The organism is Nostoc sp. JL34, from assembly GCF_017114945.1.
Classification (GTDB): Bacteria; Cyanobacteriota; Cyanobacteriia; order Cyanobacteriales; family Nostocaceae; genus Nostoc.
In genome coordinates this window covers 1-14,763 of record NZ_JABXKQ010000134.1, presented here as the reverse complement: position 1 = coordinate 14,763, position 14,763 = coordinate 1, and the positions used below count along the sequence as shown (strand labels likewise).

Annotated in this window: 7 protein-coding genes; 5 read left to right on the top strand and 2 right to left on the bottom strand. The window is 41.4% G+C overall.

The features are described 5' to 3' along the window. Nucleotides 1-58 precede the first annotated feature (58 nt). A complete protein-coding gene (locus HWQ44_RS23915; protein WP_292723950.1) occupies nt 59-1,096 on the bottom strand; it encodes a low specificity L-threonine aldolase in 1,038 nt (345 codons plus the stop codon). Nucleotides 1,097-1,840: 744 nt separating this feature from the next. On the opposite strand from HWQ44_RS23915, the gene HWQ44_RS23910 reads away from it, so the two are divergent. The 4 genes from HWQ44_RS23910 to HWQ44_RS23895 all read left to right on the top strand — a co-directional run bounded on the left by HWQ44_RS23910 (nt 1,841) and on the right by HWQ44_RS23895 (nt 11,392). Further along, nucleotides 1,841-2,623 carry an ABC transporter ATP-binding protein gene (locus HWQ44_RS23910; protein ID WP_292723947.1) on the top strand — a complete coding sequence of 261 codons (783 nt, stop codon included), beginning with the start codon at nt 1,841-1,843 and terminating at the stop codon, nt 2,621-2,623. Nucleotides 2,624-2,724: 101 nt separating this feature from the next. Next, nucleotides 2,725-4,239 (top strand): MlaD family protein, encoded by a 1,515-nt coding sequence (locus HWQ44_RS23905; protein ID WP_292723945.1) that lies wholly within the window; start codon nt 2,725-2,727, stop codon nt 4,237-4,239. Between the two features lie 378 nt (nt 4,240-4,617). Then, the gene (locus HWQ44_RS23900; protein ID WP_292723942.1) at nt 4,618-9,921 is read left to right on the top strand and encodes an AAA family ATPase; all 5,304 of its coding nucleotides are present in this window, start codon (nt 4,618-4,620) and stop codon (nt 9,919-9,921) included. Nucleotides 9,922-9,955: 34 nt separating this feature from the next. Further along, nucleotides 9,956-11,392: an ATP-binding protein gene (locus HWQ44_RS23895; RefSeq protein WP_292723939.1), complete on the top strand. Its 1,437-nt coding sequence runs from the start codon at nt 9,956-9,958 to the stop codon at nt 11,390-11,392. 43 nt (nt 11,393-11,435) lie between these two features. Here the strand turns inward: HWQ44_RS23895 and HWQ44_RS23890 are convergent, their stop codons facing one another. After that, nucleotides 11,436-11,732: a DUF3288 family protein gene (locus HWQ44_RS23890; RefSeq protein WP_069070021.1), complete on the bottom strand. Its 297-nt coding sequence runs from the start codon at nt 11,730-11,732 to the stop codon at nt 11,436-11,438. 322 nt (nt 11,733-12,054) lie between these two features. On the opposite strand from HWQ44_RS23890, the gene HWQ44_RS23885 reads away from it, so the two are divergent. After that, nucleotides 12,055-14,508: an ATP-dependent Clp protease ATP-binding subunit gene (locus tag HWQ44_RS23885; protein ID WP_292723934.1), complete on the top strand. Its 2,454-nt coding sequence runs from the start codon at nt 12,055-12,057 to the stop codon at nt 14,506-14,508. The last annotated feature ends 255 nt before the right edge of the window (nt 14,509-14,763 follow it).

Below are 14,763 nucleotides of genomic sequence, written 5' to 3'. Positions count from 1 at the left end.
ACATTTTAAGGATATTTTCAAAAATGAATTTTAGTCCTATACAAGTAGGCTAAATTGCTTACTTAGTTGCGTTTTTAATATCACCAATTAACTCATCAATCCTTGATTGAGTAGTGTTCCAAGAACACATAAAACGTACTCCTCCCACACCAATAAATGTATAAAACTGCCAATTATTGGCTTTTAAGCTGTGAATGACTTCTTCAGGTAGTTTTACAAATACGGCGTTGGCTTCTCTAGGAAACATCAAGTCAACGCCTTCTATATTTAATAGTTGATTTTCTAAGTATTCAGCACATTGATTGGCATGTCTGGCATTTTTTAGCCAAGCACCAGTTTCTAATAAACCCAACCAGGGAGCCGAAATAAACCGCATTTTTGAGGCTAGCTGGCCTGCTTGCTTGCATCGATAATCAAAATCCTCTGCTAACGCTTTGTTGAAAAAAAGAATGGCTTCACCTAATGCCATTCCATTCTTAGTACCACAAAAACACAATACATCAACTCCAGTTTTCCAAGTAATTTCAGCAGGACTTTTATTCATAGCGGCAACTGCATTTGCAAAACGAGCGCCATCCATGTGAATCTTTAAATTATGCTTTTTCGCAACTTCTTTAATACTTAAAAGTTCTTCAATAGAATATAAAGTTCCCAACTCAGTTGATTGTGTAATGCTAATCACTTTAGGTTTGGGGTAATGAATATCAGTCCGCTTAGTGACAATGGACTCTATAGACTCTGATGTTAATTTGCCATTTTTACCTTGAGCCAGTAGTAGTTTAGAACCATTAGATGCAAATTCAGGTGCGCCACATTCATCTGTTTCTATGTGAGATGTTTCATGGCAAATAACACTATGATATGACTGACAAAGAGCAGCTAAAGATAGAGAATTTGCGGCTGTACCGTTAAAGGTAAAAAATACTTCACAATCAATTTCAAAGAGTTCCCGAAAATAATCTGTTGCTTTTTGAGTCCATTCATCATTTCCATAGGCTGGAACACTACCTTGATTTGCTCTAATCATATATTCCAGCGCTTCAGGACAAATACCAGAGGAATTATCACTTGCAAACTGTTCTAATTGACTACTCATAATTTCTGCTTTTATTTTTAACAGTAATTGTTACAATACTAGTGAATAATCTTGGACTTTGCCAACTCCAATGTTGACGAATATACTATAAAACTCTCAAATTATCTAATAACTTTGCTACTTCTACCATTCTTGATTGGGAATCACTTCTGTGTCTCAGTTATGTTAATCTATCTGTCACACTCTTTTTTAAAACTTGTATTCCAAGAATTTTGGATTGCAGAAACTAAATCTTTATATAGCTATACTTAATAGTTATTGAAAAAAAGGTTTTGACTTATCTAAAAAGTTGTGAGTCTGAACCTTTTAATTTGTAAAAATTAAATTTGATTTCTATATTTTTTATCAACTTATTAATTAGCTTTTGCGATCGCAGCTTTTTTCTGAGTAATTATACTCTCAATTAGTATATTAATGCTATTAAATAACTTGGCTAATGTCTACAAAAAACTGGAGTCTTAAGTTCCTGTCACTGAGACGTTTAATTACTACGGTGTCTTCGTCAGCCTTGCTTTGAGGGTATTTTGAGACGTTAAACATCGCAAATAACTAAATAATTATGCTAAAAAAATAAAGTTTGCTAATTAGAATGCTAATCATGTACTTATAATTTAGTATACAATATCCTACCAATAACTATGACATCACTATTGGGCATATTTGTCCTTTGTTAGTTCTCAGTAGTCATTTGTTTATTTTCTACTGACTAATGACCAATGACCAATGACCAATGACTAATAACTAATGACTGAACCATTGATTGAACTGAAAGGTGTTTCTAAGTCCTTTGGTAGCCGTAAAGTTCTAGATAATGTAGACTTGACCATTTATAGGGGAGAAGCGCTGGGGATTATTGGCCCATCAGGGACTGGTAAATCAACAATTTTACGGGTAATGGCGGGATTACTTATTCCTGATGAGGGAGAAATTTATGTACAAGGAGTGCGGAGAGACGGTTTGATTGAGGATGGTGGCCAGCAGGTTGGCATTGGTATGGTGTTTCAGCAGGCGGCGCTATTTGATTCGCTGACGGTGGAGGAAAATGTGGGATTTTTACTTTATCAAAATTCAAAGCTGCCGCGATCGCGCATCCGAGATTTGGTAAAAGAAAAATTGGAGATGGTAGGTTTGCCAGCAATAGGCCACCTCTACCCCGCCGAACTTTCCGGGGGAATGCGAAAACGGGTAAGTTTTGCCCGTGCGATTATGTCTAATCCCGATAATCCCAGTGAAGGCCCGGAAGTTCTACTATACGACGAACCAACAGCCGGACTTGATCCCATTGCCTCAACAGTAATCGAAGATTTAATCCGGTATTTGCAATGTTTACATGGAGTTTGTAGTACATACGCCGTTGTTACCCACCAAGACAGCACTATCCGCCGTACAGCTGATAGACTTATATTTCTCTATGAAGGTAAAGTGCAGTGGCAGGGTACAGTTAGTGAAACATACAACACAGAACATCCCTTGATCAGACAATTTCTCAGTGGAAGCGTGAAAGGGCCGATTCAAGTCGCCGGCTAGAAACTTAAAAGTGAGGAGTGAGGAGTGAGGAGTGAGAAGTTAAATTCAACTACTAACTCCTAACTCCTAATTGGTTGTTGGTTGTTGGTGGAGGCAAAAAAATGCGAGGTCTTATGACAAGCCGCTTCGCGTCTGGGCGAACATTTAGAGAAGGTTCTGTGGGGTTATTACTCCTGCTAGGACTAGGGGTATTTGGATTACTCTTTCTGTGGTTAAATAGATTCACTGCTGCTGGTCGTTCATACAAAATTATTGTAGAATTTGCCAACGCTGGCGGAATGCAAAAGGGGGCAGCAGTTCGCTATCGTGGCGTTAAGGTAGGAACTATTTCCCAGGTTCGACCAGGGCCAAATGCCATTGATGTAGAGATTGAAATTGCCCAAACTGACCTAATTATCCCCCGCAATGTAGTGGTGGAAGCTAATCAAAGTGGGCTAATTAGCGAAAGTATTATCGACATCACACCAAAAGCAACCTTACCTACTGGGGTTGTGATTGCTAAACCCCTAGATAAAAGTTGTAATACCAGTCTCATAGTCTGTAATGGCTCTCGGTTAAAAGGTCAGGTTGGCATTAGTGTTGATGAACTAATTCGCAGTTCAACTGACCTAGCTGCTGCATACAATAACCCGAAATTTTATCGAAATGTTAATAGGGTTCTAGAAACTACCACAGGTGCAGCATCCAGTTTTAGTGAGTTAAGTCAGGATTTACAAGGTTTGACCAAAAGCTTACGACAACAACTTAACACCTTTTCCGCCACGGCTAATTCAGTGCAACGGGCGACAAACCAACTTAATGCATCCGCAAATCAAACAGTAAATAAATTTGGCGCAACTGCAACTCAAGCAAATAGGTTGCTGAATAACCTGGATAATTTGTTGACAACAAATCGTTCGGCGCTGGTTGGTGCTTTGAACAATATCACCGAAACCAGCAACCAACTGCGGGTTACAGTCAGTAGCTTATCACCATCTGTGAATCGATTGACTCAGGGAGAATTACTCAACAATTTAGAAACGCTTTCCGCAAATGCAGCGCAAGCCTCAGCTAATTTACGTGATGCTTCTAAAACCTTAAACGATCCCAAGAATGTGGTGTTGCTGCAACAAACTTTAGATTCAGCACGAGTAACCTTTGAAAATACCCAAAAAATTACATCTGATTTAGATGAATTGACAGGCGATCCTAATTTCCGTAAAAATCTACGGCAATTGGTTAATGGTCTAAGTGGTTTAGTATCTTCTACACAACAAATGCAGCAGCAAGTGCAGGTTGCTACTACTCTAGATTCGGTAAAAGCTGCTGTGAGCAAACCAAAGAATCTAATTCCTACCCCAGCGCCAACCCAACAGGCGATGTTTCATGACAAGTCGCTACCTGTCTATGTAATTAATCCCTCACCTACTAATTTTGCAAGTACCGACACTGACCTTCAACCAAGTCCCAGTCCATCTATCCCTAACTCATCCCAAGAAAACCTGTTGAAGCAGCTGCGGGAGTATGGCAAGCAACGGGGGCAACTGGAGCCAGAGAAAGAGGAAATAAAAGTTGACCCTTCGGCTTCGCTCACTGTTGACTCTGAGCGAAGCCGAACTGTTGACAATTTTAAGTAAGATATTTTACTTTCAAGTAAGTGTGTTGAAGCTCATCGACACCACTCACCAGAACTGGAAAACCGCATAATTTCGTTAACTGGTGTCGATTGTTTGCACAGTAAGGGTTGCAGAAGGTAACTCTTTCCATAACCACTTCCCCTAACGGGGATGGAAACGTTCATGTACATTCGCAGTATTATGCGGGGTTCTACACTAACTTTCCATAACCACTTCCCCTAACGGGGATGGGAACTCGTGGGTTGTTCCATTAACTTTGTAACAAAATCTCCAGAATCAGCGCCGTACTTGCATAAGACTCCACCAAGCTGATGGGTACACTAACTCTAACAAAGTGACTGGGACAGCATTGACCCACTTTTGAGGAGTACCCAAATTATGCTCACGCTTTCCGGCTATCAAATTATTGAACAAATCTACGAAAGCAGTAATTCTCTGATATATCGAGGCTATCGGGAAGCGGATAATCAACCTGTAATTCTCAAAACCCTGCGAGATGTTTATCCCTCGCCAGAACGCATTGCTTGTTACCAACGTGAATATGACATTATCCACAATCTCCATCTCACAGGAGTTGTCCAAGTTTACGCTTTGGAAATTCACCAACAACGACCAGTCTTAGTGTTAGAAGACTTCAGCGGTAGTTCTTTAGCTCAATTGCAACTAGCTGGAGAAATTGAGTTAGAACAGTTTCTTCGATTGGGTATTTCTATTGTCGAAAGCCTCAGACAAATCCACGCTGCTAACATCATCCACAAAGATATTAATCCCTCTAATATTGTCTTTAATCCCAACACTAGACAGATTAAGATAATCGATTTTGGTATTTCCACAGTTTTGTCACGAGAAACTCAATCATTTAAAAATCCCAATGTTCTAGAAGGTACTATTACCTACATTTCTCCTGAGCAAACGGGGCGAATGAATCGGGCGATTGACTATCGCAGCGATTTCTATTCTTTAGGAGTAACTTTCTACAAATTACTAACAGGAGAAGTGCCATTTTTAGGAGACGATCCTCTAGCGTTGATTCATTGCCATATTGCGAAACAACCACCACTTTTAGGGCACAGAGAAGAGATTCCCCAAGTGTTATGTGAGATTGTGATGAAACTGATGGCGAAGAATGCTGAAGACCGCTATCAGTCTACTTCTGGGATTCAGACAGATTTAGAACAATGTTTGCATCAACTGCAAAGCAATGGGAAAATTGATGTCTTTGCGTTAGCTAGTCAAGATGTCTCCGATCGCTTTATAATTCCGCAAAAGCTCTATGGACGAGAACCAGAATTAGAGACGCTATTGGCAGCTTTCGATCACATCGCCAATGGTACAAATGAACTAATGCTGGTTGCAGGTTATTCTGGAGTCGGCAAATCAGCTTTAGTAAATGAGGTTCATAAACCCATTACAGCCAAACGCGGTAATTTTATTACTGGTAAATATGACCAGTACCAACGTAATATTCCCTACTACGCCATTTCTCAAGCATTCAATGACCTGTGTAATCAATTATTAACTGAAAGCGAATCTGTTTTAAAACAATGGCAAGAAAAAATATTAGTTGCTGTTGGCAATAATGGACAGGTTTTAATTGATGTCATTGCCAATTTAAAATTAGTGATTGGCGAACAACCTCCTGTAGCTCAGGTAGGTGGACAAGAAGCCCAAAACCGTTTCAATCTGGTCTTCCAAAACTTTATCAAGGCGATTTGTCAGGCTGAACATCCCCTAGTTTTGTTCGTTGATGACTTGCAATGGGCTGATAGTGCTTCGCTAAAACTGCTGAAGATTATTTTAAGCGATCGCAGTATTCAAAATTTACTCATCGTCGCAGCCTATCGAGATAATGAAGTGGATTTCATTCATCCCCTGGCGATGACTTTGGATGAGATTGAAAAAGAGGGCGGATATGTATCCAAGATTCATTTAGGAAACCTGACTTTAAAAGATGTGAATGCTTTAATTGCGGAAGCATTGGGCTGTTCAACCATCTTTAGTCAGGCATTAACTAATTTGGTTTGCCAGAAAACTCAGGGTAATGCTTTCTTTATCACTGAATTTTTGAAATCTCTCTATACAGATATGTTACTCAGCTTTGATTACACAAAAAAGCAGTGGTGCTGGGATTTAGAGCAGATTCAAGCCAAGGATATTACCGATAATGTAGTAGAATTAATGACAAAAAAAATTGTCAATCTGGCAGAAGAAACTCAGAAAAATTTGCAGTTAGCTGCTTGTATAGGTAATAATTTTGATTTGTCCACCTTGGCAATTATTTCTCAACAATCAGCCAAGCAAGTGTTAGAGCATTTATTACCAGCACTAAAAGAAGGTTTAATTATCCCCGTAAATAATCAATATCATCTGAGAATTCTCAAGGATGAGAAAAAAGCTAGTGAAGCTATTTGGAAATTCCAGCACGATCGCGTCCAACAAGCTGCCTATTATTTGATTCCAGAAGCGCAAAAGAAAGCAACCCACCTGAAAATTGGGCGACTGGTGTTGAGCAATACATCAGCAGCAGAGCAAGAAGAAAAAATTTTTGAAATTGTTAACCAATTAAACATTGGTGCAGAGTTAATTGACACCCAAAGCAAACAGAATGAATTAATCAAGTTGAATTTATTGGCAGGAGCTAAAGCTAAGGCATCTGCTGCTTATGAAGCTGCTTTGGGATATTTTTTAATGGGCAGTAAATTACTAGCAGTAGACTGTTGGCAAACAAACTATGACCTCACATTAACATTATTCGAGTCAGCAGCAGAAGTAGCACTTATGTGCAGTGACTTCGCACAAATGAATAAATGCGTGGAAGAGGTATTACAACACGCTAAAACTTTGTTAGACAAGCTAAAAGTTTATGACATTAAAATCACAGCCCTTACACTTGAGAGCAAGTTGCAGGAAGCGCTCGCAACGGGTCTAGAAGTTCTGCAAGCCTTGGGAATTCATTTTCCCTCTACTCTGAGTCAGTTAGAACTGAGCAAAGTGTTACAGCAAACAGCAGTTCATCTGGCGGGAAGGGAAGTCGAAGACTTGATCAACTTGCCCGAAATGCAGTCAGTTCAACAACTGGCAGCAATGCAAATTATTTCCAGCATCATGTCACCTGCCTTTCGGGTAGGACATAAGATACTCCCATTCCTTATTTTAGAGATGGTAAATTTATCTCTAAAACATGGCAATACGGCACTATCAACACTTGGCTATGTGATGTACGGTTTAATTCTCTGTGGAACATCGGAAGAGATTCCATTGGGCTATCAATTTGGTCAACTTGCTTTAAGCCTATTAGAACTTTACGATACTCAATATATCGAATGTCACATCAACTTTGTGTTTAATGTTTCTATCTACCATTGGCAACAACCAGTCCAGAAAACCATCAAGCCCTTAAAAGAAGCCTATCAAATTGGTAGAGATAGAGGAGATATACAATTTTCTGGTCTTTGTGCATTCTATGATAGTCTGCATTCCTGGGTGTGTGGACAAAACTTGGTGGAAGTTGAACGGCAAATTGCTAGCTATCATCATGCCATTGGTCAAGTCCAGAACAAAATGGCTTTTGAGTATCTAGCTATTTATTGGCAGTTAACCTTAAATATGCTAGAGGTAACTGAAAATAGTTGTCTTTTAAGTGGGGCAGCTTATCACGAGGAGCAAATGCTACCTTGGCATCAGCAAGCGAACGATCGCACTGGACTAGCATTTCTATATTGCTCAAAGCTTATTCTCTGCTATCTTTTCCAAGATTTCCTGCAAGCCGCAGCCAATGCCCAAGAGTTGGAAAAGTGTCTAAATGCAGTAACCGGAGCCATAATCGTACCACTTTACAATTTTTACGATTCTCTAACGGCATTAGCAATATATGCTGATGCACTGCCGTCAGCACAAAAAGGCTTATTAGAAAAAGTCACAGCCAATCAAGCCAAAATGCAGAATTGGGCGAACTACACGCCGACAAATTTATTGCACAAATTTTATTTAGTGGAAGCTGAACAGCATCGAGTTTTAGGACAGAAAGCAGAAGCAATTGAGATGTACGATCGCGCGATCGCCAAAGCGACAGAACATGAATATCTTAACGAACAAGCGATCGCCAATGAACTCGCTGCCAAATTTTATCTCCAATGGGGCAAAGATAGAATTGCTCAAGATTATCTACTTAATGCCCACTATGCCTACACTCGTTGGGGAGCTAAAGCAAAAGTAGCAGATTTAGAAAAACGCTATCCCCAATTTTTTACCCAAATCGGAAGGAACTCTCAATTTATAACCTCTAAAAGTATCACCAATACTAGTACCTCCCTATCAACTTCCTTAGACTTAAACAGCGTCCTCAAAGCCTCCCACGTTCTGGGCCGAGAAATCAAGCTCGATACTTTACTGACTAAACTAATGACAATCGTCATCGAAAATGCTGGGGCACAAAAGGGTTATTTACTTCTCAAAGAACAGGAAGAATGGCAGATTGCAGCATCAGGAACAATTGACTCAGATGCAGTTAAAGTCAGAGAAGCGATGTCTACGACAGGCTACGCCTACGCCATCGAAACCTTCAGTAAATCAATATTATCTAATGCTATTATCGATTATGTTATTCGTACCAAAGATAGTGTTGTATTAAGCGATGCTGCTAATGAAGGTAACTTCACTCGTGATTCTTACATTCATCAACAGCAACCTAAATCTATCTTGAGTTTTCCTCTGCTCAATCAAGGCAAATTGATTGGGATTGTTTATTTAGAAAATAATCTCACAACTGGAGCCTTCACGCCAGAACGGATGGAAGTTCTGAATTTGCTATCTTCCCAAGCTGCCATCTCCATTGAAAACGCTACCCTGTACAATACCTTAGAACAAAAGGTAGCCGAACGAACTCAAGAGTTGTCTCAAGCTCTAAAAGACCTTAAGGCTACACAGAAGCAGCTGGTGGAATCTGAAAAAATGGCGGCTTTGGGTGGTCTTGTGGCTGGAGTTGCTCATGAAATCAATACACCTGTGGGCACCAGTATCACCGTTGCTTCTACTTTAGCTGACGAAACGCGATCGTTTATTACGGCTGTTGAACAAGGTCAATTAAAGCGCTCAGTTTTAAACAACTATTTGGAAATTGCTAAAGAAAGTACTGACCTGATTCTCAGCAACCTCAATCGTGCCGGAGAACTAGTGCAAAGCTTCAAGCAAGTAGCTGTAGATCAAACCAGTTTGGAACAACGGACATTTGTAGTCAAGCAGTATTTGGAAGAAATTGTTACCAGCTTAAATCCCAAACTCAAACAAGCTTCCCATACCCTGACTGTGGCAGGAGATGAAACTGTTAGAATCGACAGCTATCCTGGGGCTTTGGCGCAAATTATCACCAACTTAGTGATGAATTCCTTAACTCATGCCTATCAGCTTCACGAATCAGGGGAGTTGCGGATTCAGGTGAAGCAAGAAGGCGAGCGCGTTGTGATTGAATATAGCGATGATGGTTGCGGTATTCCGCAAGAAAACTTAAACAAAATTTTTGAACCTTTCTTCACTACTGCTAGGCAACAAGGAGGCAGCGGTTTAGGGCTACATATTGCCTATAACTTAGTTACTCAAAAGTTACAAGGAACAATTGATGTTTACAGTGAGGTAGAAAAGGGAACCCTATTTACAGTGACACTACCTCTGTCCACAAACTATTAAGTTTTCTTGTTCTTTTTCACAAAGTTGGTTGACAATGCTTAACGATACCGATATATCTCTCTCACCGACAGACGATGAAGTCTTGGTGTTTGAAGATGATCAAGAGCAGATAAGTGATAAAACTCAATTAACTCCGTTGGAGGTGGAGAGTCTGGGACAAGAGACTTCTGAAGCTTGGAAAATTATGATTGTGGATGATGATGTTGAAGTCCACCAAGCAACCAAGCTAGCTTTGAGAAGTTTTACCTTTGAGGGCAAACCTTTAAATTTTCTCTCAGCTTTTTCGGGAATAGAAGCCAAAAAGCTGATTGCAGTTCACTCAGATACCGCGTTTATTTTATTAGATGTGGTGATGGAAACTAATGATGCTGGGTTAAGGGTGGTTAAGTATATTCGGGAGGAGTTGAAAAACCAGATTGTGCGGGTGATTTTACGCACAGGACAACCGGGAGATGCGCCTGAAGAATCAGTGATTTTGAATTATGACATCAATGATTATAAGTTGAAAGTGGAATTAACTCGCCAAAAGTTAATTACAAGTGCGATCGCGGCTTTAAGATCATATCGCGATTTAATCACCATAGAACAACAAACAGCACAATTAACTCAAGCATTGCAAGATTTGCAAGAGTCACAATACAATCTCGTCCAAAAGGAAAAAATGTTTGCATTGGGCAACCTGGTTACAGCCATTGCCCACGAGATAAATAACCCAATTAATTTTATTGCAGGCAACTTAAAACCTGCACAGGACTACATTCACGATTTATTGGCACTAATTAACCTTTATCGGCAAAGGTTTCCCGAACCGGGAGCAGAAATTGAAGAAGCGATCGCCACAATCGATTTAGACTATCTCCAAGAAGATTTACCCAAACTCATCGACTCCCTAAAAGAAGGTAGTGATCGGATTCGTGGCATCAGCGCCAGTCTCCGCACCTTCTCTAGAGGAGATAGCGATCGCAAGGTTCATTTTAATATTCATGAAGGTATTGAAAGTACATTAATCATCCTCAAGCACCGAGTCAAACCCAATGAGCATCGCCCTGCCATTGAAGTAGTCAAAAATTACGGGCAAATACCTCAATTAGAATGCTTTCCTGGGCAACTCAACCAAGTTTTTATGAATCTGATCGCCAACGCCATTGATGCTTTAGAAGAATCTAACAAAGGGCGTAGTTTCCAACAAATTAAAGACAATCCCAATCGTCTCACAATTACCACCACCTTGTCTGAAGATCGGCATCACGTCTCGATCCTAATCCAAGACAATGGTGAGGGAATGTCCGAAAATGTCAAGCAAAAACTATTTGGTTATTTATTTACCACCAAACCAGTAGGTAAAGGTACTGGTTTAGGATTAGTCATTTCCCGGCAGATTATAGAAGAAAAACATGGGGGACAACTCACAGTGACATCTGAGTTAGGCAAAGGCACAGAATTAGCGATCGTTATTCCAGTGGCGAGTTAGTCATTTGTCATTTGTCATTGGTTTTCTCCCCCTGCCCCCTGCCCTAATTCCAATCCTGTTCATCCTTCTTGCCGCGACTTTTGTAAATTCCTCCCAAATCGTGAATTTGACGAGTTTTCTCAAAAAGCTCGGCTTCGCTCAAACCCCACTGCTGCAAGACTTTATCTAAGTCTTTTTGGATGTCTCTCGCCCCTGGAAACCCTTGATAACGCATTCGCAGTCTAGCCAATTCTGCTAAGTTGTAGTCTGTCGCCTCTTGAGCGAGTAAAATATCAATAAGGGGGCGATCGCGGTTATAAAGTGGATGTTGTTGATCTTTACCGGCCGTTGCTTCAGTCATTGTCAGTCCTGAGTTGAGAGTGCTAAGTCCTGAATTTTAAGTTTACCTGACAGTGGAAAACAGGACAGACAAAAGAAAATTGTCAAATACCGAAAGCTTAATTGTCAACTTTGCAACTCTTGACTTCCTACATACTCCACTCAGCACTCACTACTCAGCACTCCTAGTAGACGGCAAGTACACCTGATGTCTTACGGCTCTCACCACTGCCACTTAACTTTAAATAAAGTTACATTAGTCCTTAAGAAAATACAAAAAACTTTAGATGAGGGTGAATTTTATCTCACCCAAAGTCCAAGCAGCGAGGGAGCAATAACCCATTATGTTTGAACACTTCACTTCCGAAGCCATTAGAGTAATTATGTTAGCTCAGGAGGAAGCACGTCGCCTGGGACATAACTTCGTAGGAACTGAGCAAATTCTCCTGGGTTTGATGGGAGAAGGAACTGGGGTTGCTGCTAAAGTGCTAGCTGAATTAGGCGTTACCCTCAAAGATGCACGTCGCGAGGTAGAAAAAATTATTGGTAGGGGTTCTGGCTTTGTACCACCAGAAATTCCTTTTACTCCTAAAGTAAAAAGCCTCTTCGAGCAATCGTTTAAAGAAGCTCATAGTTTGGGACAGAATTACATTAACACTGAACACTTACTCTTAGGATTAACCGAGGCTGGTGAAGGTGTCGCCGCCAAAGTACTGCAAAATCTAGGGGTTGACTTCAAGAGTGTCCGCAGTGCCATAGTTCGCCGTTTGGGTGAAAATGCACCGGCTTTTGCTGGTAGTGGTAATCAAAAGCGCACCCAACCGCTAACGATGGAAGAGTATGGCAGGAATTTGACCAAATTAGCCCAAGAAGGCAGACTCGACCCCGTAGTTGGTCGTCAGAAGGAAATTGAGCGGGCGATCCAAATTCTTGGTCGCCGGACTAAGAATAACCCGGTGTTGATTGGAGAACCAGGAGTTGGTAAAACTGCGATCGCAGAAGGTCTAGCTCAACGGATTATCAACCAGGATGTTCCTGAAAGTTTGCAAGACAAACAAGTTATCAGCCTCGATATGGGGTCATTGGTAGCTGGAACTCGCTTCCGTGGGGATTTTGAAGAACGCATCAAAAAAGTCGTGGAAGAAGTCCGCACTGTAGGCAATATCATCTTGGTGATTGACGAAATCCACACCTTGGTTGGCGCTGGTGGTACAGAAGGTGGCTTGGATGCAGCCAACATCCTCAAACCTGCTTTAGCACGGGGTGAACTCCAGTGCATCGGCGCAACTACCCTCGATGAGTATCGCAAGCATATTGAGCGTGATGCTGCCCTAGAGCGTCGTTTCCAACCGATTAAGGTCGGGGAACCCTCAGTAGAGGAAACCGTACAAATTCTTTACGGCTTGCGCGGCGCTTACGAACAACACCACAAAGTCACAATTTTGGATGCGGCACTTGTAGCAGCAGCAGAATTATCAGACCGCTATATTAGCGATCGCTTCTTGCCCGATAAGGCAATAGACTTGATTGATGAAGCTGGTTCTCGCGTTCGTCTGCGGAACTCCCAAAGTTCTCCTAATAAAGAACTGAAGCGGGAACTCGCTGGCGTTACCAAAGAAAAAGAAGCAGCTGTCAGAGTCCAAGATTTTGACAAAGCTACACAACTGCGCGACCAAGAGTTAAAACTCGCAGAACAACTGCAAGCAACGTTTACACCAAACGAGCAACCTGTCAACTCGACTGTGGTTGACGAAGAAGACATCGCCCAAATCGTTGCTTCTTGGACTGGCGTACCAGTTAATAAGCTCACTGAATCTGAGTCGGAGTTGCTTCTACACCTAGAAGACACTCTGCATCAGCGGCTCATCGGACAAGAGCAAGCAGTTACAGCTGTATCTCGCGGTATCCGTCGCGCCCGCGTTGGCTTGAAAAATCCCAATCGTCCCATTGCTAGCTTTATCTTCTCTGGCCCCACTGGAGTCGGTAAAACAGAATTGGCGAAGGCATTAGCTGCCTACTTCTTCGGCGCGGAAGATTCGATGATTCGGCTAGATATGTCCGAATACATGGAAAGCCACACCGTCGCCAAGCTCATTGGTTCGCCTCCTGGTTATGTAGGATACGACGAAGGCGGACAACTTACAGAAGCGGTGCGGCGGAAACCATACTCAGTGCTGCTATTCGACGAAATCGAAAAAGCGCACCCCGATGTATTCAATATGCTACTGCAACTCTTGGATGACGGTCATCTTACCGATGCCAAAGGTCGGAAAGTGGACTTCAAGAATACGCTGATCATTTTGACTTCAAACATCGGTTCCAAGGTGATTGAAAAAGGTGGTAGTGGTTTAGGCTTTGACTTCGACACTCAAGCCGACGCTAGTTATAACCGCATCCGCACCTTGGTAAATGAAGAATTGAAAGCTTACTTCCGTCCTGAGTTCCTTAACCGTCTTGATGAGATTATCGTCTTCACCCAGCTTTCCAAGGATGAAGTTAAGCAAATCGCCGAAATTATGCTTCGCGATGTTGCTAGCCGCTTGACAGAAAAGGGAATTATCCTAGAAGTTAGCGATCGCTTCAAAGAGCTTGTGGTACAAGAAGGTTATAACCCCAGTTACGGCGCTAGGCCATTACGTAGGGCAATTATGCGCCTCCTAGAAGATTCTCTCGCCGAAGCAATGCTGTCTGGTGAAATTACAGATGGAGACACAGCGCTTATCGATGTTGATGATGACTCTCAGGTGAGAGTACAAAAATCAGAAAAACGAGAGTTACTTTTGGCAAGTGCTGGCTAATTTATACCCGATCGCTTTTTACTGTAATATTTGAGAAATAACTCCAGCCTTTTGCGTAGAGCAGAGGCACAAACAGGGTCATCTCAGACAAACATTAAGTGAAATGGTATTATTTCTTACCCCTAGTATAAATACCGGGGGTTTTTTTATGCAATTTTCTTTTGGATGCAACTGTTCTACCTTTGTATTCCCCATAAATAAACGTGAGTTCGACGGATAGAAAACGGCAAAAAGCTTGCTAGATATGAAACATGA

Bases quoted from the DNA above. Each gene is read 5' to 3' on its own strand.
- HWQ44_RS23910 (WP_292723947.1), top strand. From the start codon at position 1,841: ATGACTGAACCATTGATTGAACTGAAAGGTGTTTCTAAGTCCTTTGGT.
- HWQ44_RS23885 (WP_292723934.1), top strand. From the start codon at position 12,055: ATGTTTGAACACTTCACTTCCGAAGCCATTAGAGTAATTATGTTAGCT.
- HWQ44_RS23915 (WP_292723950.1), bottom strand. From the start codon at position 1,096: ATGAGTAGTCAATTAGAACAGTTTGCAAGTGATAATTCCTCTGGTATT.
- HWQ44_RS23895 (WP_292723939.1), top strand. From the start codon at position 9,956: ATGCTTAACGATACCGATATATCTCTCTCACCGACAGACGATGAAGTC.
- HWQ44_RS23905 (WP_292723945.1), top strand. From the start codon at position 2,725: ATGCGAGGTCTTATGACAAGCCGCTTCGCGTCTGGGCGAACATTTAGA.
- HWQ44_RS23890 (WP_069070021.1), bottom strand. From the start codon at position 11,732: ATGACTGAAGCAACGGCCGGTAAAGATCAACAACATCCACTTTATAAC.
- HWQ44_RS23900 (WP_292723942.1), top strand. From the start codon at position 4,618: ATGCTCACGCTTTCCGGCTATCAAATTATTGAACAAATCTACGAAAGC.